Raw genomic sequence first — 22,407 nt, 5'->3', positions numbered from 1 at the left:
CGGCATGACCATTCACACGTCAACGACGGAAGGGATGGGATGGCCCGCAAGAAGATCGCGCTGATCGGCGCCGGCAATATCGGCGGCACGCTCGCGCACCTCGCAGCGCTCAAGGGTCTGGGCGATATCGTCCTGTTCGACGTCGTCGAGGGCGTGCCGCAGGGCAAGGCGCTCGACCTGTCGCAATGCGGCCCGGTCGAGGGCTTCGACGCCTCGATCAAGGGTTCGAACGACTACGCCGATATCGCGGGCGCCGATGTCATCATCGTCACCGCCGGTGTCGCGCGCAAGCCCGGCATGAGCCGCGACGACCTGCTCGGCATCAACCTGAAGGTGATGAAGGCGGTCGGCGAAGGCATCCGCGACAACGCGCCCGACGCGTTCGTGATCTGCATCACCAACCCGCTCGACGCGATGGTCTGGGCGCTGCGTGAGTTCTCGGGCCTGCCGCACAATAAGGTCGTCGGCATGGCCGGCGTGCTCGACTCGGCGCGCTTCTCGCACTTCCTCGCCGAGGAATTCGGCGTGTCCGTAAAGGACGTGAACACCTTCGTGCTCGGCGGTCACGGCGATACGATGGTGCCGGTGCTCGAATATTCGACCGTCAGCGGCATCCCGGTCGCCGATCTGATCGAGATGGGCTTTTCCACCAAGGAGAAGGTCGACGAGATCATCAAGCGCACGCGCGGTGGTGGCGGCGAGATCGTTGCGCTGCTCAAGACCGGCTCGGCCTATTACGCGCCCGCCACCAGCGGCATCGCGATGGCCGAGGCGTATCTCTATGATCAGAAGCGCATCCTGCCCGCCGCGGCGCACCTGAGCGGCCAATATGGCATCGACGACCTATACGTCGGCGTGCCGGTGGTGATCGGTGCTGGCGGCGTCGAGAAGGTCGTCGAGGTCAAGCTGTCGGACGAGGCGAAGGGTAACCTTCAGGTCTCGGTCGACGCGGTCAAGGAACTGCTGGTCGCCTGCAAGGGCATCGACGGTTCGTTGGAGAAGTAAGCCCTGCCCGTCATCCCGGCGAAGGCCGGGGTCCAGTCCCGACCGCAGTCAGGATGACGGAATATGGAGAAGCGCGGTTACGTCTACATCATGGCGAGCGGTCGAAACGGAACGCTCTACATCGGCGTAACCAGCGACCTGTTGAAGCGCGTGTGGGAGCATCGCGAGAACGTCGCGGAAGGCTTCACCCGCCGATATAGGTGCAAGATGTTGGTCTGGTTCGAGGTGCATGATCGTATCGATGATGCGATCCGGCGTGAGAAGCAGATGAAGGAGTGGCGGCGGAGCTGGAAGCTGCGCCAGATCGAGGCGATGAACCCCGACTGGCACGACCTCTTTCCGACGCTGGCGTAGCAACTGGACCCCGGCCTACGCCGGGGTGACGGCTAGAAGGTACAGGCACCCGATGAGCATCCTCGTCGACAAGAACACCAAGGTCATCACGCAAGGGATGACCGGCAAGACCGGCACCTTCCACACCAAGGCGGCGCTGGATTACGGCACGCAGATGGTCGGTGGCGTGACGCCGGGCAAGGGCGGCACCACCCATGAGGAATTGGGGCTGCCGAACTTCGACACCGTCGCGGAAGCGGTCGCCAAGACCGGCGCGAACGCCAGCGTCATCTACGTGCCGCCGCCCTTCGCCGCCGACTCGATCCTGGAGGCGATCGACGCCGAGGTGCCGCTGATCGTCGCGATCACCGAGGGCATTCCGGTGCTCGACATGGTGCGCGTCAAGCGCGCGCTGTCGGGCAGCAAGTCGCGGCTGATCGGTCCGAACTGCCCGGGCGTGCTGACGCCGGGCGAGTGCAAGATCGGCATCATGCCGGGCAACATCTTCAAGAAGGGCTCGGTCGGCGTCGTGTCGCGCTCGGGCACGCTGACCTACGAGGCGGTGTTCCAGACCTCGAACGCCGGGCTTGGCCAGACCACCGCGGTCGGCATCGGCGGCGATCCGGTCAACGGCACCAACTTCATCGACGTGCTCGAACTGTTCCTCGCCGACGAGGGAACGCAGTCGATCATCATGATCGGCGAGATCGGCGGCGACGCCGAGGAGCAGGCGGCGCAGTTCCTGATCGACGAGGCCAAGCGCGGCCGCAAGAAGCCGATGGCCGGCTTCATCGCGGGCCGCACCGCCCCTCCGGGGCGTCGCATGGGTCATGCCGGCGCGATCGTCTCGGGCGGCAAGGGCGATGCGGAGAGCAAGATCGCCGCGATGGAAGCCGCCGGGATCAAGGTCGCAGCAAGCCCTTCGGAGCTTGGCTCGACGCTGCTGAGCGTGCTCAACAAGTAAGACGATCGACGTCATTCCGGCGGCAAGGCCGGGATCCAGAGCGGCAGGCGGGCCGCTCGCGGCTCTGGACCCCGGCCATCGCCGGGGTGACGTGTAAAAGAAGAAGCCGAGCGGCCGGGGAAGCGTGACATGGGCTACGAAGGCCAGGATTTCAGCGACATCGCCGGAGGCGTCAGCCCCCAGTTCATCGACGCACTCTACGCGCGCTTCAAGGAATCGCCCGATACGGTCGACACCGGCTGGCGCAATTTCTTCGAAGGGCTCGAAGGCTCGATGACCGCGCCGTCCTGGACGAACAAGCGGTGGCCGCTGACCACCACCGACGACCTGACCGCCGGGCTCGATCCGACGCAGATGGAGCCGGCCCCCAAGCCCGCGAAGGGCGGCAAGCCCGCCGCGGCCCCGGCCGCCGCAGCGCCCTCGCAGGACGCGATCGTCAAGGCCGCAGCGGACTCGATCCGCGCGCAGCTGCTGATCCGCACCTATCGCGTGCGCGGGCATCTGGCGGCGAACCTCGATCCGCTCGGCCTGTCGGGGCTGCGCGAGCTGCCCGCCGACCTGACCACCGAATATCACGGCTTCTCCGACAGCGACATCGACCGTCCGGTCTATCTCGGCGGCTCGCTGGGGCTGCAATGGGCGACGATCCGCGAACTGGTCGACACGCTGCGCGCCAATTACTGCGGCAACGTCGGGCTCGAATTCATGCACATCGCCGATGTTGAGGAGCGCAAGTTCCTCCAGGAGCGTATGGAGGGCAAGGACAAGCAGGTCGAGTTCACCGCGCAGGGCAAGAAGGCGATCCTGAACAAGGTGATCGAGGCCGAGCAGTGGGAGAAGTTCCTCGGCCGCAAATATGTCGGCACGAAGCGCTTCGGGCTTGACGGCGGCGAGAGCATGATCCCCGCGCTGGAAAGCGTCATCAAGTACGGCGGTGCAGCGGGGGTCAACGAGATCGTGTTCGGCATGGCGCATCGCGGCCGGCTGAACGTGCTCGCCAACGTCATGGGCAAGCCGCTGCGCGTGATCTTCCACGAATTCGCCGGCGGTTCGGCCAACCCCGATGACATCGGCGGCTCGGGTGACGTGAAATATCACCTCGGCACCTCGACCGATCGCGAGTTCGACGGGCACAAGGTCCATATGTCGCTGGTCGCCAATCCCTCGCACCTTGAGGCGGCCGATCCGGTCGTGCTCGGCAAGATCCGCGCGATCCAGCATATCGCGGGCGACCTCGAAACCCATTCGCGCTCGCTGCCGGTGCTCATCCACGGCGATGCGGCGTTTGCGGGTCAGGGGATCGTCTGGGAGTGCCTCGGCTTCTCGGGGATCCGCGGCTATAACACCGGCGGTTGCGTCCACTTCGTCATCAACAACCAGATCGGCTTTACGACCAGCCCGCAGTTCGCGCGTTCGTCGCCCTATCCGTCCGACGTCGCGAAGGGTGTCCAGGCGCCGATCTTCCACGTCAACGGCGACGATCCCGAGGCGGTGACCTTCGCGACCAAAATGGCGATCGAGTACCGCCAAAAATTCCACCGCGACGTCGTGATCGACATGTGGTGCTACCGTCGCTTCGGCCACAACGAGGGCGACGAGCCCGGCTTCACCCAGCCGCTGATGTACAAGGCGATCCGCGAGCATCCGCCGGTCAGCGACATCTACAGCAAGCGGCTGGTCGCCGAAGGCGTCGTGGATCAGGCGTGGGTCGACGATAACGTCAAGCAATACGTCACCTTGCTCGAGGGCGAGTTCGAGGCGGGCGCCGCCTACAAGCCGAACAAGGCCGACTGGTTCGCGGGTCGCTGGTCGGGGCTGCACGCCCCCGCCGACGCCGAGAGCGCGCGGCGGAGCGTCGAGACCGGCATCGAGCAGAAGCTGTTCGACTCGATCGGCCGCACGCTGACCACGGTTCCCGAGACGATCGCGATCCACAAGACGCTGTCGCGCGTGCTCGATGCCAAACGGCAAATGTTCGAAACCGGCAGCAACTTCGACTGGGCGACCGGCGAGGCGCTGGCATTCGGCTCGCTGCTTCATGAGGGCTATGGCGTCCGCCTGTCCGGCCAGGATTCGGGCCGCGGCACCTTCTCGCAGCGCCACGCGGTATGGGTCGACCAGACCGACGAGCACAAGTTCGTGCCGCTGTGGACGATCCCGCACGGCAGTTTCGAGGTGCTCGACAGCCCGCTGTCCGAGTACGGCGTGCTCGGGTTCGAATATGGCTATGCGCTGGCGGACCCGAAGACGCTGGTGATGTGGGAGGCGCAGTTCGGCGATTTCGTCAACGGCGCGCAGATCTTGATCGACCAGTTCATCGCGTCGGGCGAGGCCAAGTGGCTGCGCGCCAACGGTCTGGTGATGCTGCTGCCGCACGGCTACGAAGGTCAGGGGCCCGAGCATAGCTCGGCCCGCCCCGAGCGCTTCCTGCAGCTGTGCGCCGGCGACAATATCCAGGTCGCAAACTGCACCACGCCGGCCAACTACTTCCACCTGCTGCGCCGGCAGATGCACCGCAACTTCCGCAAGCCGTTGGTGGTGTTCACGCCCAAGTCGTTGCTGCGCCACAAGCTGGCCGTGAGCAGCGCGGCGGATTTCCTCGGCGACTCACATTTCCGCCGTATCCTCTCCGATCCGTCGGCGCCGGCGGATACCGAGACGAAGCGGCTGGTGCTCTGCACCGGCAAGGTCTCGTACGATCTGATGGAAGCACGCGACGCCGCGGGCGACAAGAACACGCAGATCGTCCGCGTCGAGCAGCTCTATCCCTTCCCGACCGAGGCGCTGGCCGAGCGGATCGCGCGGATGACCAACCTCGAGGAGGTCATCTGGGCACAGGAAGAGCCGCGCAACAACGGGTATTGGTTCTTCGTCGAGCCGTTCATCGAGGAGGCGCTGGGGATCGCCAAGGCGCGTGTCGCACGTCCGCGCTACGCCGGGCGGACCGCAGCGGCCTCGCCTGCCACCGGCCTGATGAAGCGTCACCAGGCAGAACAGGGTGCGCTGATCGCCGACGCTCTGGGGCACAACGTGCGCGACGAAATCCGCCGCACGCGCGAAGCCGAGACGACGAAGAAGGCAGCGGCGCCGACCGCCTGACGATCACGGTCCCGGCACGCGCCGGGACCTGCTAACCACTTACCGGCCACGGCCGCGACGACGAGGTTTGAGATGGCAACCGAAGTTCTGGTCCCCACGCTGGGCGAATCGATCACCGAAGCAACGGTCGGCGAATGGCTGAAGCAGCCCGGCGACGCGGTCGCCGCCGACGAGCCGATTGCGAGCCTCGAGACCGACAAGGTCTCGGTCGAGGTCCCCTCGCCCGTCGCAGGCGTGATGGGGCAGCATGCGGTGAAGGTCGGCGACACGGTCGAGGTCGGCGCGCTGATCGCGACGATCGAGAGCGGCGAGGGCGCGCCCGCCAAAAGCGCCGCGCCGCAGCCCGCCGTGACCGAGACGCCCGCCGCCGCTCCGGCTGCGGCGCCGTCGGGTGACGCCGCTGCCCTGTCGCCGTCGGTGCGCCGCGCGGTGCTGGAGCATGGCGTCGATCCGTCGACCGTCAAGGGCACCGGCAAGGACGGTCGCTTGACCAAGGAAGACGTCGCCGCCGCTGCCTCGTCGAAGCCCGCCGCGGCGCCGGTCGCCACTGCTGCGCCGGCCCCATCCGCCGCAGCCGCGGGCGGCCGCAAGGAAGAGCGCGTCAAGATGACGCGTCTCCGCCAGACGATCGCCAAGCGCCTGAAGGAAGCGCAGAACACCGCCGCGATGCTGACGACGTTCAACGACGTCGACATGACCGCGGTGATCGAGGCGCGCGCCAAGTACAAGGACCTGTTCGAAAAGAAGCACGGCGTCCGGCTGGGCTTCATGGGCTTCTTCGTGAAGGCCGCGACGATGGCGCTGAAGGACATTCCGTCGGTCAACGCCTCGGTCGAGGGCGACGAGATCGTCTACCACGACTACGCCGATATCTCGGTCGCGGTCAGCGCGCCGAACGGCCTGGTCGTGCCGGTGATCCGCGATGCGCAGGACCTGTCGGTCGCGGGCATCGAGAAGACGATCGGCGACTTCGGCAAGCGCGCCAAGGACGGCACGCTCAAGATGGACGAGATGAAGGGCGGCACCTTCACAATCTCGAACGGCGGCGTGTTCGGCTCGCTGATGTCGACCCCGATCATCAACCCGCCGCAGTCGGCGGTGCTCGGCCTGCACCGGATCGAGGAGCGTCCGGTCGTCCGCGACGGTCAGGTGGTGGTGCGTCCGATGATGTATCTGGCGCTCAGCTACGACCACCGCCTGATCGACGGCCGCGAGGCGGTGACCTTCCTCGTCGCGCTCAAGAACGCGATCGAGGACCCGACGCGCATCCTGATCGACCTGTAAGACACCCTATATACCCAGCATGACCGTCACTCCGGCGAACGCCGGAGACCAGTTCGACGGTGGGACTGGATACCGGCCTTCGCCGGTATGACGGCGGAGGAAGATGATGGCAGACCAGTACGACTATGACGTCCTCGTGATCGGTGCCGGCCCCGGCGGCTATGTCGCGGCGATCCGCGCAGCACAGCTCGGGCTGAAGACCGCGTGCGCCGAAAGCCGCGAGACGCTGGGCGGCACCTGCCTCAATGTCGGTTGCATCCCGTCAAAGGCGCTGCTCCACGCCTCGGAGCTGTACGATCACGCCGCCAACGGTGCGATGGCGAAGCTGGGGATCAAGACGACGGTCGAACTCGACCTCGACACGATGCACGGCCAGCGCCGCGACGCAGTGAAGCAGTTGACCGGCGGCATCGAATATCTGTTCAAAAAGAACAAGGTGACGTGGCTGAAGGGCCGGGCGGCGTTCAAGGACGCGCATAGCGTCGATGTCGCCGGGCAGACCGTCACCGCGAAGAACATCGTGATCGCGACCGGCTCCAGCGTCACGCCGCTGCCGGGCGTCGAGATTGATCAGAAGATCATCGTCGACTCGACCGGCGCGCTCGACCTGCCGACGGTGCCGGAGCATCTCGTCGTGATCGGCGGCGGGGTGATCGGGCTCGAGCTGGGCAGCGTGTGGCGTCGCCTCGGTGCGAAGGTGACGTGCGTCGAATATCTCGACCAGATCCTGCCCGGGTTCGACGGCGATATCCGCAAAGAATCGAACAAGATCTTCAAGAAGCAGGGCATCGACTTCCAGCTTTCGACCAAGGTCACCGCGATCAAGGTCGAGGGCGACAAGGCGATTTTGACCGTCGAGCCCGCCGCGGGCGGCGAGGCGACGACGATCGAGGCGAGCCATGTGCTGGTGTCGATCGGGCGCCGTCCGAACACCGAAGGCCTCAATCTGGAGGCGGCCGGCTTGTCGACCAACCAGCGCGGTCAGATCGAGATCGACCACGACTTCCGCACGAAGGCAGATGGCGTCTGGGCGATCGGCGACGTCGTTCCCGGCCCGATGCTCGCGCACAAGGCCGAGGACGAAGGCATTGCGGTCGCGGAGAATATCGCCGGCCAGCATGGCATCGTGAACCATGCGATCATCCCGTCGGTCGTCTACACCTGGCCGGAAATCGCGGGTGTCGGGCTGACCGAGGAAGCCGCGCGCGAGCAGGGCGAGATCAAGGTCGGCAAGTTTCCGATGATGGCCAACAGCCGCGCCAAGACCAATCACGAGCCGGACGGTCTGGTGAAGGTGATCGCCGACGCCAAGACCGACCGCGTGCTGGGCGTGTGGTGCATTGCCAGCGTCGCGGGCACGATGATCGCGCAGGCCGCACAGGCGATGGAGTTCGGCGCGACCAGCGAGGATATCGCCTATACCTGCCACGCGCATCCGACGCATTCGGAAGCGGTCAAGGAGGCCGCGATGGCCGTTCAGGGCAAGCCGATCCATATCTGACCGGAACCGAAGGGCGAGCCGGCGCAGGCTCGCCCTTCGGCAATAATTCTATTCGGGGGCTGCATTCGCGGCCCCCGATGCGTTTGGGCCGGATGGGACGTCAATTCGGTCAGCCAGCTGCTTCGAGATGAGTGTCCAGTGACGCTTCCTTCCGACCCGGACCGTTCGGCACGCGAGCGGCATTGGCTGACGCTTACCCGCGAAACCTTGCCGGGTCTGGCGCGCAGCCGCGACTGGCCGATCAGCGCCGACCATTGTTTCCAACGCGTTCTGCTCGACCATGCATGTGGCGGCCGGTGGTACGATCACATCGCCGGAAGACCGGCCTACCAACACGCACCCTCGCACATCCTGGAGGCGGCGATCGAACTCGGGGAGGCGGTGGCCGCCGGCAGCGCGGACCTGCGATCGCTCAACGCGCAATCCTTACGCTGGCGAGGGAAGCGCTAGCGCCTTCGATCAAGCACTTGCCTGCCGGCGTTCGAGGGCGCAGCATCGGCGGCGACGTGGGGCGCGATCGGGGGGTGAGCGGCCGATGACGGACCAGGCACAGGACAGCGCGGCCACGCCGCGTCCGAAATCGATCCTGCTGTTCTCCGACGGTACCGGCAACAGCAGCGGCAAGTTGTTCAAAACGAACGTCTGGCGCACCTATGAGGCCGCCGACTTGGGACCGCCGCAACCGGGACTGCGGCCGCAGATCGCCTTCTACGACGATGGGGTCGGCACTTCCTCGTTCCGGCCATTGGCGATTCTCGGCGGGATTTTCGGAGTCGGCCTGAAACGCAACGTGCTCGACCTGTACCGGTTTGCGTGCCGGAATTACGCCCCCGGCGACACGATCTACGCGTTCGGTTTCAGTCGCGGCGCGTTCACGATCCGTCTGGTGATCGCCTTGATCGCCACGCAAGGGTTGGTGCCCGCCGAGAGCGAAGCCGCGTTGCAGCGCGGGGCGGCGGACGCGTGGCGCGCCTATCGGCGGCGCTACCTGCCGCGCCGGCTGCAATGGCCGACCAAGGCGTGGCGCGCGCTCAGGGCCGCGCTGAGCGACGCGCTGCGCCGCCCCGACGATCGCTACAGCCTGCGCCGCAATCGCCGGCCGGAGATCCGCTTCGTCGGCGTATGGGACACGGTTTCGGCCTATGGCGGGCCGAGCGTCGAGATCACGCGCGCGATCGACGATTGGTTCTATCCGCTGTCGATGCCCAATTACGCGCTCAACAAGCGCGTCGGGCGCGCCCGCCACGCGCTGGCGCTGGACGATCAGCGCGACGCGTTCCAGCCGCTGGTATGGGACGAGTTGGCCGAGCGCGACCTGATCGCGCGCGGATGGGTGGACGAGGATCGGCTGCGGCAATTCTGGTTCACCGGGATGCACGCCGATGTCGGTGGCGGCTACCCCGACGAGAGCCTGAGCTATGTCTCGCTGCTATGGATGCTGGAGGAAGCGCAGGCGGCGGGGCTGCGCACGCTGGACGTCATCACCGATCGTCACCGTGCACTCGCCAACAGCGCCGGGCCGATCCATGACAGCCGCGCTGGGCTGAACAGCTATTACCGCTACCTGCCGCGTCGGATCGACGCGTTGCTCGACCCGCCCGCCCCCGAGACACGGCTGAGCTGGCCACCCGAGCGCGCGCGGGGTCGCGGGATGCTGACCGCGGCGCGCATCCACGAAAGCGCGCTGGCGCGGATCGTGCGCGGCACCGATCGCTACGCGCCGATCACGATCCCGGAACACTTCGAGATTCACCCGCCGCAGCGCGCCGGCGAGAATGCGCCGCAGCCTTCCTCGGGCGTCGACGCCCCCCGCGCCGTCGAGGTCGCACCGGACGCGGTGGTGCCGCTGCTGTCGGGCGCCGAGCGCGCAACGCTGCTCGATCCGGCGCGCAACGCGGCACGCGCCGCGATGATGCCGCGGATGTGGGACGTCGTGTGGTGGCGACGCATCGTCTATTTCGCGTTCATCCTGGTCACGGCCGCGCTGCTCGCGATGCCGCTATGGGGCACCCGATCCGCACTGTGCGAGGACAGCCGGTGCCTGCTGCCCGGGCTGTTCAGCCCGCTGAAGGCGGTGCTGCCCGGCGTGGCGGCGACGTGGATCGACACCTACACCAACAATCCCGTCTGGGCGGGCGGTCTGCTCGCCTCGCTGGCGGCGCTAACGATCGCCAGCGGACGGCTGGGTGCGACGATCCGCGCGCGGTCCGCCGAGGCGTGGGCGTGCGTGCTCCGGGGCACTGCGCCGCAGCCGGATCGCGGCGGACTGGCACGTTCGGTCCGCGCCTCGCCAGCGTGGCTGGACACGTTGCGCTTCGTGAAATGGCGATTGCTGCCGACCGTCGCCGCGCTGGCGGTGCTGCTGGCGGTGGTGGCGATCCCGCTTGCGCTGCCGATGCAATGGTGGCTCGCCAAGGCCGAACGCGACGGCACGTTGTGCCCGATCGAGGGCGGCCGCAATCCAGGGGGCGCCGCGGTCAACTTCGCCGCCAAGCGGCCCTGCACCGACCTGCACCAGACGCTGACGCCGGGCACCTCCTATCGCGTCACGCTGCGCGTTACGAAGCAATGGTGCGATCTCGGGATCAGCGCCGACCCGATCCACGGCGACCGCGGCGGATGGTGGCTGGCGCCGTTCCGTTTCCACCGCCGCGTGACCAGCGCCAACTGGCTCAAGCCGCTGGCGATCGTGCGCAGCCCGGATGCGAAGATACGGATCGATCCGCTCGACTTCGACTATCTCGGCGATGATACCTACCGCGCGCGAATCGTTGCGCCGGCGACGGGCGGGCGACTCTACATGGCGCTGAACGATGCGTTCCCGCCGGTTTTCTCGTCAGTCTTCTACGACAACAACAGGGGCGCCGCGTTGGTGGCGGTCGAGCCGGAGCAAGGCCCGGCGTGCCATAACGACGGTTGCGCGATCGCGCTGCCCCCGCCACCACCGATCACCTGTGGCGCGCCGGTCGCGCGCTGAGCGACGAGGGAAGCGGAGATGATCGAAAGGCTGATCGCCATCATGGCGCGGCTTCGGGGGCCGGACGGCTGCGAATGGGACCGCGCGCAGACCTTCGCGACGATCGCGCCTTATACGATCGAGGAAGCGTATGAGGTCGCCGATGCGATCGAGCGCGGCGATCTGGGCGAGCTGAAAGACGAACTGGGCGACCTGTTGCTGCAGGTGGTGTTCCACAGCCGCATCGCCGAGGAAGCGGGCGCGTTCGCGTTCGACGACGTGGCGGCGGCAATCGGCGACAAGATGGAGCGGCGGCATCCGCATATCTTCGGCGGCAAGGCCGAGGGCGGGCATCATCGCTGGGAAGAGGTGAAGGCCGCCGAGCGCGCCGCCAAGGGCGCGGCAAGCCCGCTGGACGGCGTGGCGCGCGGGCTGCCGGCGCTGCTGCGCGCCGAGAAGATCCAGAACCGCGCGGCGCGGGTCGGGTTCGACTGGCCGGATACGGCGGGCCCGCGTGCAAAGATCGACGAGGAACTCGCCGAGGTCGCAGCGGCGACAACGCCGGCCGAGGTGGCGGACGAAGTCGGCGACGTGCTGTTCGCGGTGGTGAACTGGGCGCGGCATCTGGGCGTCGAGCCGGAAGCGGCGCTGCGCGCGGCGACAGGGAAGTTCGAACGGCGCTTCCGCGCGATGGAGACGGCTGGCGGGGCGGCTTTCGCGGAGATGCCGCTGGCGGAGAAAGAGGCGCTGTGGGTGACGGTCAAGGCGGGGGAGTGATGGCTAAAGCCTGCCTCACTCCCCGCGCGTGAGGAAGCGTTCGTGGTCCGCGGGCGACATGCGGACCTCGTAAATCACGCGCTCATCCTCGACGTGGCTGTCGAGCACTTCGCCATGCGCGTGGAGCCACGCCGCCCCTGCCCCGTCTGCCGCGTCGAGCCGGAGCGTGTAGCGGACGTGCCCCTGCGTCAGCAGGTCGCCGATGTGGCGGACGAGCGCGTCGACGCCCTCGCCGGTCAGCGCGGAGAGCGGCACCACATCGTCGCGGCGCGCCGCCTCGGCGAGCAGGTCGTCGCGCGCGTCGCCGTCCAGCAGGTCGAGCTTGTTCCACGCCTCGATCACCGGGGTGGTCTCGGTAACGCCGACGTCGGCGAGCACGCCCTCGACATCGGCCTTTTGCGCGGCGCTGTCGGGGTGCGCGACATCGCGGACGTGGACAAGCAGGTCGGCGGACACGACCTCCTCCAGCGTTGCCTTGAACGCCGCGACCAATTGCGTCGGCAGTTCCGAGACGAACCCGACCGTGTCCGACAGGATCGCCTTGTCGATGCCGGGCAGCGATACCTGCCGCAGCGTCGGGTCGAGCGTGGCGAAGAGCAGGTCCTCGGCCATCACGTGCGCGCCGGTCAGGCGGTTGAAGAGCGTCGACTTGCCGGCGTTGGTATAGCCGACCAGCGCGATCACTGGCCAGGGCGCGCGCTGGCGGCGCTCGCGGTGCAGCCCGCGGGTGCGGGTGACCTGATCCAGCTCGCGCCGCAGCCGCGCCATGCGGTCGCGGATCAGCCGGCGGTCGGCCTCGATCTGCGTCTCACCGGGACCGCCGAGGAAGCCGAAGCCGCCGCGCTGGCGTTCGAGGTGGGTCCAGCTGCGCACCAGCCGCCCCGATTGATAATCGAGGTGCGCCAGCTCGACCTGCAACCGCCCCTCGGCGGTCGCGGCGCGCTCACCGAAGATTTCGAGGATCAGCCCGGTGCGGTCGATCACCTTGGCCTCGAGCGCGGTTTCGAGGTTGCGCTGCTGGATCGGGGTCAGGCTACCGTCGACCACGATCAGCCCGGCCTCCTCCATGCGCGCGCGCGTGGCGAGTTCCTCGATCTGCCCCGAGCCGAGCAGCGTGGCGGCGCGCGGGGTGCGGATGCGCAGCGCGACGCGGTCGACGACGAGAACGCCGATCGCCTCGGCCAGCCCGGCGGTTTCCTCCAGACGGGCCTCGGCATCGCGGCTCGACCCGCCGAGATCGGGATAGACGACGATTGCGCGGGCGCCGCGGGTGAATTCGTCGCGGTCGCGCTCAAAGCCGGTGGTCACGGACAGCGGATCAATCCTCCCCGTCGTCGTCGATATCGTCGTCTTCCTCGCCCGTGTCGGACAGGTTGAGCGGGCGCGACGGCTGGATCGTCGACACCGCATGCTTGTAAACGAGCTGTGCCATGCCGTCGCGCTGGAGCAGCATGCAGAACAGGTCGAAGCCCGCGATCGCACCCTGCAGCATGACACCGTTGACGAGGAACATCGTCACCGGGTCTTCAGACTTGCGGACTGCGTTGAGGAAAATGTCCTGAAGCAGCGGCTGCTTGCGCGGATTGTCGTTCATCTGACCGACGATCCCTGCGACGTCGACCGGGCCGGCGGGCATGATCGTCGAGATCGCATGCTTGTAGATCAGCTGCGACTGTCCGTCGCGGCGCAGCAGCACCGAGAAATTGTCGAACCAGGTGACGATGCCCTGAAGCTTGACCCCCTTGACGAGGAACATGGTGACGGGCGTCTTGGACTTGCGCAGCGCGTTGAGGAACAGGTCCTGAAGCGACGTCGGCTTGTCGGCCATGAAAGAATGTCCTTGTTCTTGGCGGGAGGTTCCCCGCGAGGTGCGCCGTTGCCGGCGTCGGGTGGATCGCATCGGAATACGACGGGCGTTAGTTAGGGTTCCGGTCGGCCAACGTCCAGATGCGGGCGGGCACGCGGCGGAAGTTTGCGAAGGTGGCGCAAAACGGCGGTGTCGCGCGATCGGGGTGGCGGACGGTGCGCGGAGGGCGCGTCGATCGTAGCGGATGTTGGACGGTGTAGGACAGCTCTCCCGTCACCCCGGCGAAGGCCGGGGTCCAGTTGCGGAACGATCGTGACGACGCGCAGCGCTTCCTTACGACGGGCTTCCCAACTGGGCCCCGGCCTTCGCCGGGGTGACGGGCGGTGGGTGGGGTGACGGCGGGATCAGTCCTCCCGCGTCTCGGTGATGCCGAGCAGCTTGAGCTTTCGATGCAGCGCCGATCTTTCCATGCCGATGAAGCTGGCGGTGCGCGAGATGTTGCCCGAGAAGCGGCGGATCTGGACACGAAGGTATTCGCGCTCGAACGTCTCGCGCGCCTCGCGCAGCGGTGCGCCCATGATCGCGCTCGCGCCGGTTCCGGCGTCCTGCGTGCCCAGCACCTCGGCGGGAAGCAGGTCGAGGTCGATGCGCCCGATCCGGTCGCCTGGCGCGAGGATGATCGTTCGTTCGACGACGTTGCGCAGTTCGCGGACATTGCCCGGCCATTCGTAGGATTGCAGCGCGACCAGGGCGTCGGTGGCGATCTCGGGCGGGGGCACACGGCGGTCGGCGGCGTAATGTGCGGCGAAATGCTCGACCAGCGCCGGAATGTCCTCGCGACGCTCGGCGAGCGGCGGGATCGTGACGGGTACGACGTTGAGCCGGTAATAGAGATCCTCGCGGAAACGGCCCTCGGCGATCTCGACGCTGAGGTCGCGCGCGGTGGCCGACACGACGCGGACGTCGACCTTGACGATGCGCGTCCCGCCCATCCGCGTGAAGCTCTGGTCGGTGAGCACGCGCAGGATGCGCGCCTGTGTCGCAGACGGCATGTCGGCGATCTCGTCGAGGAACAGCGTTCCGCCATGCGCCTGTTCGAGCAGCCCGGTGCGGACGAGATCGCCGCTTTCCTCGACCCCGAACAATTCCTCCTCGATCCGCTCGGGATTCATGCCCGCCGTGCTGGCGATCACGAAATTGGCGTGGGCGCGCTGGCTCCACCCGTGGAGCAACCGTGCCGCCACTTCCTTGCCGACGCCGGCCGGGCCCATGATGAGCACGCGGCTGCCGGTCGCCGCGACGCGCTTGAGCGTCGCGCGCACGGCGTTGATCGCGGTCGAACTGCCGGTCAGATCGGTGCCGCGGCCGGTGGCGGCGCGCAGCGACTTCACCTCGGCGCGCAGCCGCTCGGTCTCGGTCGCGCGCTCGACCATCAGCAGCAGGCGCTCGGCCTGGAACGGCTTTTCGATGAAGTCGGCGGCGCCCTTGCGGATTGCGGCGACCGCGGTGTCGAGCGTGCCGTGACCCGAAATGACCAGCACCGGGATCGACGGATCGCGGCGCTTGATCTCCTCGAGCAGATCGAGCCCGTCGAGCCGCGAGCCCTGCAACCACACGTCGAGCAGCACCAGACTGGGGCGGCGCGTCGCGATCGCCTCCAGCGCGGCATCGCTGTCGCCCGCCATGCGCGTGTCATAGCCTTCGTCCTCGAGCACGCCGGCCACGAGTTCGCGGATGTCGAGTTCGTCGTCGACGACGAGGATGTCGATCGCCATAGGGCTCAGATCCGATTTCTGGTCAACGCCGCGATCGTGCGATCGTCGTCGTGGGAAGGGAGATGCTCGTCGCTGGCCAGCGCGGCGAGCGGGGCGGTGTCGAAGGACAGGGTCACGATCGTCCCGCCGCCGGGGCGATCCGCGAAGGTGATCGTGCCGAAATGCTCCTCGACGATCTTCTTGACGATCGCGAGGCCCAGCCCGGTGCCGCGCGCACGGGTGGTCATGTACGGCTCGACGATCCGGTCGCGCTCCAGCGGCAGCCCGACGCCGGTGTCGGCGACCGCGATCGTCACGCGGCCGTCCCCCTCGGCGAGCGTCATCGTAATGCTGGCCTCGCTGGCGTCGGCTTCCTCGACCGCCTCGACCGCGTTCTTGACGATGTTGGTCAGCGCCTGACCCAATTGGCGGCGATCGCAGACGAGCGACGGCGCGGGATCGGCGTGATCGAGCACGAAGCGGATGCCGGGGTGCGCGACTTCGTGGAGGAACATCGTCTGGCGCGCGATATCGACCAGCGACTCGTCGCGGAACATCGGTTTGGGCATCCGCGCGAAGGACGAGAATTCGTCGACCATCCGCCGAAGGTCACCAACCTGCCGCACGATCGTGTCGGTCAGCCGCGCGAAAGTGGTGTCGGCGGGATCGATCTTTCCGCCATAGCGACGCTGGAGCCGTTCGGCGGCGAGCTGGATCGGGGTGAGCGGGTTCTTGATCTCGTGCGCGATCCGCCGCGCGACGTCCGCCCAGGCGGCACGACGCTGATCGGTCAGCTGCTGCGTGATGTCGTCGAAGGTGATGATCGGACCACTGCCGTCGCGCGCGATCCGCGCCGCGAAGGTGCGCATCTCGCCCGCGACGTTGAGCTGCACCGCCGCCTCGCGCCCCGGCTGATCGAGCAGCGCGTCGAGTTCGGGGGCGATGTCGTGCAGCTTGCGCCCGACCGGCGGCTCGGCAAGTCCCATCAGGGTCTGCGCCGAGCTGTTGATGAGCCGGATCGTGCGGTCACGCGCGTCGATCGAGATGACGCCCGCCGACACGCCCGACATCACCGCCTCGATCAGCGCGCGACGGCTGTCGAGCTGGGCGTTGGCGGTGACGAGCGCGGTGTTCTGCGCGACCAGCCGCGCGGTCATGCTGTTGAAGGCGTTGGAGAGCGTGCCGATCTCGTCGCGTTCGAGCGTTTCGGGCACACGCGCGGACAGATCGCCGCCCTCGACCCGGCGTGCGGCGTCGACCAGCTCGCCGACCGGGCGGACGAGCCGGTCGGCGACGGTCAGCGCGATCCATACCGCGACGCCGACGATCAGCAGCGACACAATCAGAAGCGCGGCGTTGAACTGGAGTTGCAGCGAGCGCGCGCGGGCGAGCAATTGGCGGTAGTTCGCCAGCGCTGCCTCGGCACGCTCGGTCTGGGTGGTCATTTCCTTGGGATCGGTGACCCGCGCGGCATAGAGATAGAGATCGGCGCTGCCCGGGATTGGCGTGAAGACCTGAATACGATCACCGGTGATGATCGTCGCATTTTGTCCCTGACGCAGTTTCTCGATCGCCGGCTTCGTTACGAACCTCGAGAAGTCAACGTCATATGGGTTGACGACCGCCAGCGTCCGGACTTCACCCCGGGGCGTGAGGACGAACAACGCTCCTTCGGACAAGCTACGATAATAGACCTGCCGCCCGAAGGTCGAACGGAACGACAGCGTGTCGATCGGCACTTCCTGAAGCGTGACCGACAAATCCGACGCCATCGTGAACGTCGCTTCCTGCCAGCGCTGGACGATTTGTTCATACGAAGTGCGGGTGAGCGATGCCGCATTCTCGAACATTCCGCGCGACCGATCGGAATACCAGAACTGCACGCCGTATTGAAACAGCAGCGACGCGAAGATCGTCACCAGCAGCGCCGGCACGGCCGCAACGAGCGAGAAGAGCAGCACGAGGCGGACATGGAGCCGGCCACCCGCGCCGATCGACGATCGTTCGGCGCGGCGCAGCGCGACGCGCCGGCCGAACAGCATCATCAGCGCGATCCCGCCGACGAGGTTGGCGACGAGCAGCGAGGCGACCAGCGGCGGCTCCAGCAGCCGGCCCGGATCCCCTTCCCCGCGCAACGCGAAATAGCTGACGAGCGCCACCGCCACCGCGGCGGCCAGCACCATCAGCTCGATCGCCGGTGTCACGCCGACACGGCGCAACGCACCGGGCGGGGAAGCGGAGGAGGATGTCACTCCTGCGAACATTCCCCTCTCGGTACAGCATCAGTGTTGCATGGAAAACACATAATTGCCGATGGGTGATGCAAGTTAGGAGCGGCTGTCGTTGGCCAGCCTCGCTCCGGACTTGATCCGGGGCGGCGCGTTCTCAATCGACGAGCGATCCGACAATCGCGTCTCAAACGTCGATGCCGAGCATGTCCAGTCGCTTGCGCAGCGTGTTGCGGTTGAGGCCAATCGCGCGGGCGGCGCGGAGCTGGTTGCCGCCGTGGCGCGCCAGCATCGCCTCGATCAGCGGGCGCTCGACCTCGCCGATGATCCGCGCGTAGAGCGAGCCGTCGTCGAGCGCGCGCGGTTCCTGCCGCGCCAGCCGCTCGATCATCGCGCGCACCGCCGCCTCGATCCCCGGATCGGGCGCCGCCTCGACCGCCGCGCCGCCGCCGATCGTCGCCCGCACCTCGGCGGCGCCGATCCGGTCATCGCGCGACAGGGCGGCGAGCCGGCGCATCAGGTTTTCCAGCTCGCGGACGTTGCCGGGCCAGTCGTGCGCCTCCAGCACCGCGACCGCCTCACCCTCCAGCGTCTTGCGCGGCAGCCCCTCGGCGGCGGCGCGGTCGAGGAAATGCCGCGCCAGTTCGGCGACATCGCCGCGCCGCTCGCGCAAGGGGGGCAGCGCGATCGGGACGACGTTGAGCCGGTAGTAGAGGTCCTCGCGGAACTGCCCGCCCGCCACCGCCTGTTGCAGATCGCGGTTGGTGGCGGCGACGATGCGGACGTCGGCGCGGATCGTCCGCGCGCCACCGACGGTCGTGAACTCGCCCGATTGCAGCACGCGCAGCAGCCGCGTCTGCGCCTCGATCGGCATGTCGCCGATCTCGTCGAGGAACAGCGTCCCGCCGGCCGCCTGTTCGAAGCGGCCGGCGTTGCGCTGCGCCGCGCCGGTGAACGCCCCGCGTTCATGGCCGAACAATTCCGCCTCGATCAACTCGCGCGGGATCGCGGCCATGTTGATCGGCACGAACGGCGCCGGCGCCCGCGCGCCGAGATCGTGGATCGCGCGCGCGACCAGCTCCTTCCCGGTGCCCGATTCGCCCGACACCAGCACGGTCAGGTCGTTCGACACGACACGCGCGATCACGCGGTACACGTCCTGCATCGCCGGCGAGCGGCCGATCAGCGGCAGCGAATGGTCGTCGTCGCTCGCCTGCGTCTCGCCGCTGCGTCCGCCGCGCGCCAGCGCGGCGGCGACGGTGCGGGTCAGCGTGTCGAGATCGAACGGCTTGGGGAGATAGTCGTAGGCACCGGCCTCGGTCGCGCGGACCGCGGTGGTCAGCGTGTTGCGCGCCGACAGCACGATCACGGGCAGATCGGGGCGCGCCGCCAGCACCTGCGCGACGTGATCGATCCCGTCGCCATCGGGGAGCACCACGTCGCTGAGCAGCACGTCGGGCGGGTGGCTCGACAGCTCGCGCGCCAGTTCGGCGAGCGTCGCGGCGGTGCGCACCTCGTGCCCGGCGCGGCGAAGTGCGTGCGCGACGACGGTGCGGATCGCGTCGTCGTCGTCGACCAGCAGGACGCGGGTCATGCGCTGGCCGGTCATGCGTTCGCTCTGGGCAAGAGGATGCGGAAGACGGTCTGATGCGGCGTGCCCTCGCGCGAATATTGGACGATCCCGCCCATGTCGCGCACCAGTTTGTCGACCAGCGCGAGCCCCAGCCCCTTGCCCTCCGGTCGGCCGGAAACGAACGGGTCGAACAGATGATCGGCGATGTCGGCGGGCGCGCCCGGCCCGCTGTCGATCACGCAGATCTCGATCGGCAGCGGGGTGCGCCCGCGCCCCTTCCCCGCCGCGACCGTCACGCCGTGGCGATAGGCGGTGGCGAGCGTGATGCGGCGCTCACCACGCTCGCCCAGCGCGGCGGCGGCGTTCTTGAGCAGGTTGAGGATCACCTGCAGCAGCGAATCGCTGTTGCCCATCGCGCGCGGCAGCGACGGGTCGTAGCGCTCCTCGATCGTCACGCCGCGCGCGAACCCCGCCAGCGCGACCCCGCGCGCGTGCGCGAGCAGCGGATAGATGTTCATCGGCGCCACCTCGCGCGGGCGGGTGTCGGTGAAATCCTCCATATGATCGATCAGCGCGGTGATGCGGTCGACCTCGGCGATCATCAACTGCGTCAGCCCGGCGCTGTCGACGCCGTCGGCGATCAGTTGCGCCGCGCCGCGGATGCTCGACAGCGGATTCTTGATCTCATGCGCGAGCATCGCCGCCGCGCCGACCGCCGAGCGCGCCGCCGCCGCGCGGTCGGTCGACACGCCCAGCCGCCGCGACGCGCCGGCATGATGGAGCGTGATCGCGCGCCAGCCGGGATGATCGATCACCGCCGCCTCGATCAGGTCGACGCGCAGCCGCAGCCCGCGCGCGGTCTCGACATCGGCGTCGAAGATCGCGAAGGCGTGCGCGTCGCGCCGCGCTCCGGCATCGGGGACGGACAGGATCGCATCGAGCGGCTGGCCGACCAGCGCGCGCTCGGACAGGTTGAGCAGCGTCTCGCACTCGGCATTGACGCGCGCGATCCGATCCGCGGCGTCGACCACCAGCACCGCGACCGGCAGCGCGGCGAGCAGCTCCGCCGCCTCCGGACCGCGCGTGGTGAGCATCACGCCGCCGCGCTCAGCCGATAGGGGGCGTAGAAGTCGGCGAGCATCGCCTTGACGCGATCGGCGTCGGGCTCCTGGTTGACGCGGTTGCGGAACTCCGCCGAGCCGTTCAGCCCCTTGGTGTACCAGCCGATATGCTTGCGGGCCATGTTGACGCCGGTGAAGGTGCCGTAATGCTCCAGCATCGCGTCATAATGTTCGGCGATGACGCGATATTGCTCATCGAGCGACGGGTCGGGCAGCCGCTCGCCGGTGCGCAGCCAGTGCATGACCTGCGCGAGCAGCCACGGGCGGCCATAGGCGCCGCGCCCGATCATGATCCCGTCGGCGCCCGATTGCGCCAGCGCGGCCTCGGCATCCTCGATCGAGCAGATGTCGCCATTGGCGATCACCGGGATCGACACCGCGTCCTTGACCGAGCGGATGAAGCGCCAGTCGGCCGAGCCCTTGTACATCTGGTTGCGGGTGCGGCCGTGGACCGTCACCATCTTCACGCCGAGATCCTCGGCGATCCGCGCGAGTTCGGGGGCGTTGAGGCTGTCGTGGCACCAGCCCATCCGCATCTTGAGCGTCACCGGCGCGTCGACCGCCGCGACGATCGCCGCGATCAACTGCGTCGCGAGCTTGAGGTCGCGCATCAGCGCCGAGCCGGCGTCGCCGTTGGTCACCTTGCGGACCGGGCAGCCCATGTTGATGTCGATGACCGCCGCGCCCTTGTCGCGCGCCAGCTTGGCGGCCTCGGCCATCTCATAGGGGGTGCAGCCGACGAGCTGCATCGACACCGGTTCCTCGGAGAGGTGCCAGGCGGCCTTCTGGATCGACTGGCGCGTCTCGCGGATCGCGGCCTGGCTGGCGATCATCTCGGTGACGTTGAGCCCCGAGCCATAGCGGCGGACGAGCGTGCGGAACGGCTGGTCGGTGACGCCGGTCATCGGCGCGAGCACGACGGGCTCGTCGATGCGGACGTCGCCGATCTGAATGGGTCGGAGCATAGGAGTTCGGAAGCTGCCTGAAAAATAGGCAGATAGGCGCTTCAGGCGATTCGGGCAAGGCTGCGCGCCGTCCTCGCCGGACGCCGGGCTACTTCGATCGCCCAAAAAGCGGCACCTTTCCCGCCAGCACCGGGCGCAGCACCAATCCGTTGAGATCGATCGCCGCGTGCACCAGCATCGCCGCCCACAGCCGGCCCGACACCAGATAGACCAATGCCAGCAACGCGCCCGCGATCAGCGTGGCGATCACGCCACGCCAGCCCTGATAGGTGTGGGCATAGCCGAACGCCACGGTCGCCCCTGCGAACCCCAGCAGCGCCGATCCGCTCGCCCCGGCGATCAGCAGCGGCAATAGGAGGCGGAAGAACAGTTCCTCGGTCACCCCCGCCTCGACCGCGAGCAGCACGCCCCAGCCGAGTTCGGCGCGCCGCATCGGCGTCACCGCGCGCAGATCACCCAGCGAGACGCGCCGCCCGCGTCGTTCGAGCAGCGCCGCGATCACGATGCCCGCAAGCGCACCGACCGCCAGCGGTTGCCAGCCCGGTTGGCCGACCCACGCGATCGCCAGCGCGCGCGCCGGCTCGAATTCCGCGGGGAGATGCCAGATCGTCTCGACGCGCCCGAGCAGCGCCAGCAACAGCAAGGCGACGCCGCCGAAATGCACCAGCGAGCGCAGCGCCAGCCGGGCAAACCAGCGATGCCGCACCGCCCCCGGCGCGACCGCGGGCGGGCGCGGCCAATAACCGAACCGCCCGCCGTGCAGCAGCAGCGCGAGGCTGGCCAGCGCGACCGCCAGCGCGGCGCCGGTCACTGGTCGAGGCGGTGCTCGCCCTTCACCCAGCGGACCGTGCCCGACGAGGCGCGCATCACGACGCTCTCGGTGGTCATCTTGCCGCCGACCCGGCGCACGCCCTCCAGCAGCGAACCGTCGGTGACGCCGGTCGCCGCGAAGATGCAATCGCCCTTCGCCAGATCCTTCAGGTCATACTGGCGGTCGAGATCCTCGATCCCCCATTTGCGCGCGCGCCCGCGCTCGTCGT

At 68.1% G+C, this 22,407-nt stretch carries 18 protein-coding genes; 9 read left to right on the top strand and 9 right to left on the bottom strand.

The features are described 5' to 3' along the window. Positions 1–39: 39 nt before the first annotated feature. The 9 genes from mdh (at position 40) to mazG (ending at position 11,919) form a co-directional block, all read left to right on the top strand. Positions 40–1,005, top strand: a complete 966-nt coding sequence (gene mdh / locus AADI75_RS08880) for a malate dehydrogenase (protein ID WP_341208675.1) — start codon at positions 40–42, stop codon at positions 1,003–1,005. Positions 1,006–1,068: 63 nt separating this feature from the next. Next, positions 1,069–1,359, top strand: coding sequence for a GIY-YIG nuclease family protein (locus AADI75_RS08875; RefSeq protein WP_341208674.1), 291 nt, complete (start codon positions 1,069–1,071; stop codon positions 1,357–1,359). 52 nt (positions 1,360–1,411) lie between these two features. Further along, the gene (gene sucD / locus AADI75_RS08870; RefSeq protein WP_341208673.1) at positions 1,412–2,302 is read left to right on the top strand and encodes a succinate--CoA ligase subunit alpha; all 891 of its coding nucleotides are present in this window, start codon (positions 1,412–1,414) and stop codon (positions 2,300–2,302) included. Positions 2,303–2,431: 129 nt separating this feature from the next. Beyond that, positions 2,432–5,401 (top strand): 2-oxoglutarate dehydrogenase E1 component, encoded by a 2,970-nt coding sequence (locus AADI75_RS08865; protein WP_341208672.1) that lies wholly within the window; start codon positions 2,432–2,434, stop codon positions 5,399–5,401. A 72-nt stretch (positions 5,402–5,473) separates the two neighbouring features. Beyond that, complete coding sequence (odhB, locus tag AADI75_RS08860) at positions 5,474–6,685, top strand: 2-oxoglutarate dehydrogenase complex dihydrolipoyllysine-residue succinyltransferase (RefSeq protein WP_341208671.1); 1,212 nt, start codon at positions 5,474–5,476, stop codon at positions 6,683–6,685. Between the two features lie 106 nt (positions 6,686–6,791). Next, entirely contained in the window at positions 6,792–8,186 is a 1,395-nt protein-coding gene (lpdA, locus tag AADI75_RS08855; RefSeq protein ID WP_341208694.1) for a dihydrolipoyl dehydrogenase, read from the top strand. A 138-nt stretch (positions 8,187–8,324) separates the two neighbouring features. Continuing rightward, positions 8,325–8,636 (top strand): GCN5-related N-acetyltransferase, encoded by a 312-nt coding sequence (locus tag AADI75_RS08850; protein ID WP_341208670.1) that lies wholly within the window; start codon positions 8,325–8,327, stop codon positions 8,634–8,636. Between the two features lie 85 nt (positions 8,637–8,721). Continuing rightward, positions 8,722–11,163 carry a DUF2235 domain-containing protein gene (locus AADI75_RS08845; protein WP_341208669.1) on the top strand — a complete coding sequence of 814 codons (2,442 nt, stop codon included), beginning with the start codon at positions 8,722–8,724 and terminating at the stop codon, positions 11,161–11,163. An 18-nt stretch (positions 11,164–11,181) separates the two neighbouring features. Further along, positions 11,182–11,919, top strand: a complete 738-nt coding sequence (gene mazG / locus AADI75_RS08840; protein WP_341208668.1) for a nucleoside triphosphate pyrophosphohydrolase — start codon at positions 11,182–11,184, stop codon at positions 11,917–11,919. Positions 11,920–11,934: 15 nt separating this feature from the next. Here mazG and hflX read toward each other — a convergent pair whose 3' ends face one another. The 9 genes from hflX to AADI75_RS08795 all read right to left on the bottom strand — a co-directional run. Further along, the gene (gene hflX, locus AADI75_RS08835; RefSeq protein ID WP_341208667.1) at positions 11,935–13,227 is read right to left on the bottom strand and encodes a GTPase HflX; all 1,293 of its coding nucleotides are present in this window, start codon (positions 13,225–13,227) and stop codon (positions 11,935–11,937) included. 10 nt (positions 13,228–13,237) lie between these two features. Next, positions 13,238–13,819, bottom strand: coding sequence for an RNA chaperone Hfq (gene hfq, locus AADI75_RS08830; RefSeq protein WP_341208666.1), 582 nt, complete (start codon positions 13,817–13,819; stop codon positions 13,238–13,240). Positions 13,820–14,130: 311 nt separating this feature from the next. After that, positions 14,131–15,501, bottom strand: coding sequence for a sigma-54 dependent transcriptional regulator (locus AADI75_RS08825; RefSeq protein ID WP_341208665.1), 1,371 nt, complete (start codon positions 15,499–15,501; stop codon positions 14,131–14,133). A 5-nt stretch (positions 15,502–15,506) separates the two neighbouring features. Beyond that, positions 15,507–17,744, bottom strand: a complete 2,238-nt coding sequence (locus AADI75_RS08820; protein WP_341208664.1) for an ATP-binding protein — start codon at positions 17,742–17,744, stop codon at positions 15,507–15,509. A gap of 151 nt (positions 17,745–17,895) precedes the next feature. Then, on the bottom strand, positions 17,896–19,317 hold the full coding sequence (gene ntrC / locus AADI75_RS08815) for a nitrogen regulation protein NR(I) (protein WP_341208663.1): 1,422 nt from the start codon (positions 19,315–19,317) through the stop codon (positions 17,896–17,898). Then, positions 19,314–20,375 (bottom strand): ATP-binding protein, encoded by a 1,062-nt coding sequence (locus tag AADI75_RS08810; RefSeq protein ID WP_341208693.1) that lies wholly within the window; start codon positions 20,373–20,375, stop codon positions 19,314–19,316. Before AADI75_RS08810 ends, ntrC begins: the two co-directional genes overlap by 4 nt. After that, complete coding sequence (gene dusB, locus AADI75_RS08805; protein ID WP_341208662.1) at positions 20,375–21,367, bottom strand: tRNA dihydrouridine synthase DusB; 993 nt, start codon at positions 21,365–21,367, stop codon at positions 20,375–20,377. The genes AADI75_RS08810 and dusB overlap by 1 nt, the downstream gene beginning before the upstream one ends. Before the next feature lie 88 nt (positions 21,368–21,455). After that, positions 21,456–22,178: a CPBP family intramembrane glutamic endopeptidase gene (locus AADI75_RS08800; RefSeq protein ID WP_341208661.1), complete on the bottom strand. Its 723-nt coding sequence runs from the start codon at positions 22,176–22,178 to the stop codon at positions 21,456–21,458. Then, positions 22,175–22,407 (bottom strand): fructose-bisphosphatase class II (locus AADI75_RS08795; protein ID WP_341208660.1); only part of this gene is annotated, 233 nt, incomplete at its 5' end. The genes AADI75_RS08795 and AADI75_RS08800, both read right to left, overlap by 4 nt.

This window comes from uncultured Sphingomonas sp. (assembly GCF_964021865.1).
Lineage (GTDB): Bacteria > Pseudomonadota > Alphaproteobacteria > Sphingomonadales > Sphingomonadaceae > Sphingomonas.
Note: the sequence above shows the minus strand (reverse complement) of the source record. Positions and strands in the feature narration are given on the sequence as shown.

Coding starts and splice junctions, on each gene's coding strand:
- hfq (WP_341208666.1), bottom strand. CDS start 13,819: ATGCGATCCACCCGACGCCGGCAACGGCGCACCTCGCGGGGAACCTCC.
- AADI75_RS08845 (WP_341208669.1), top strand. CDS start 8,722: ATGACGGACCAGGCACAGGACAGCGCGGCCACGCCGCGTCCGAAATCG.
- odhB (WP_341208671.1), top strand. CDS start 5,474: ATGGCAACCGAAGTTCTGGTCCCCACGCTGGGCGAATCGATCACCGAA.
- dusB (WP_341208662.1), bottom strand. CDS start 21,367: ATGCTCCGACCCATTCAGATCGGCGACGTCCGCATCGACGAGCCCGTC.
- lpdA (WP_341208694.1), top strand. CDS start 6,792: ATGGCAGACCAGTACGACTATGACGTCCTCGTGATCGGTGCCGGCCCC.
- AADI75_RS08825 (WP_341208665.1), bottom strand. CDS start 15,501: ATGGCGATCGACATCCTCGTCGTCGACGACGAACTCGACATCCGCGAA.
- AADI75_RS08865 (WP_341208672.1), top strand. CDS start 2,432: ATGGGCTACGAAGGCCAGGATTTCAGCGACATCGCCGGAGGCGTCAGC.
- ntrC (WP_341208663.1), bottom strand. CDS start 19,317: ATGACCGGCCAGCGCATGACCCGCGTCCTGCTGGTCGACGACGACGAC.
- sucD (WP_341208673.1), top strand. CDS start 1,412: ATGAGCATCCTCGTCGACAAGAACACCAAGGTCATCACGCAAGGGATG.
- mdh (WP_341208675.1), top strand. CDS start 40: ATGGCCCGCAAGAAGATCGCGCTGATCGGCGCCGGCAATATCGGCGGC.
- AADI75_RS08810 (WP_341208693.1), bottom strand. CDS start 20,375: ATGCTCACCACGCGCGGTCCGGAGGCGGCGGAGCTGCTCGCCGCGCTG.
- AADI75_RS08875 (WP_341208674.1), top strand. CDS start 1,069: ATGGAGAAGCGCGGTTACGTCTACATCATGGCGAGCGGTCGAAACGGA.
- AADI75_RS08820 (WP_341208664.1), bottom strand. CDS start 17,744: ATGTTCGCAGGAGTGACATCCTCCTCCGCTTCCCCGCCCGGTGCGTTG.
- mazG (WP_341208668.1), top strand. CDS start 11,182: ATGATCGAAAGGCTGATCGCCATCATGGCGCGGCTTCGGGGGCCGGAC.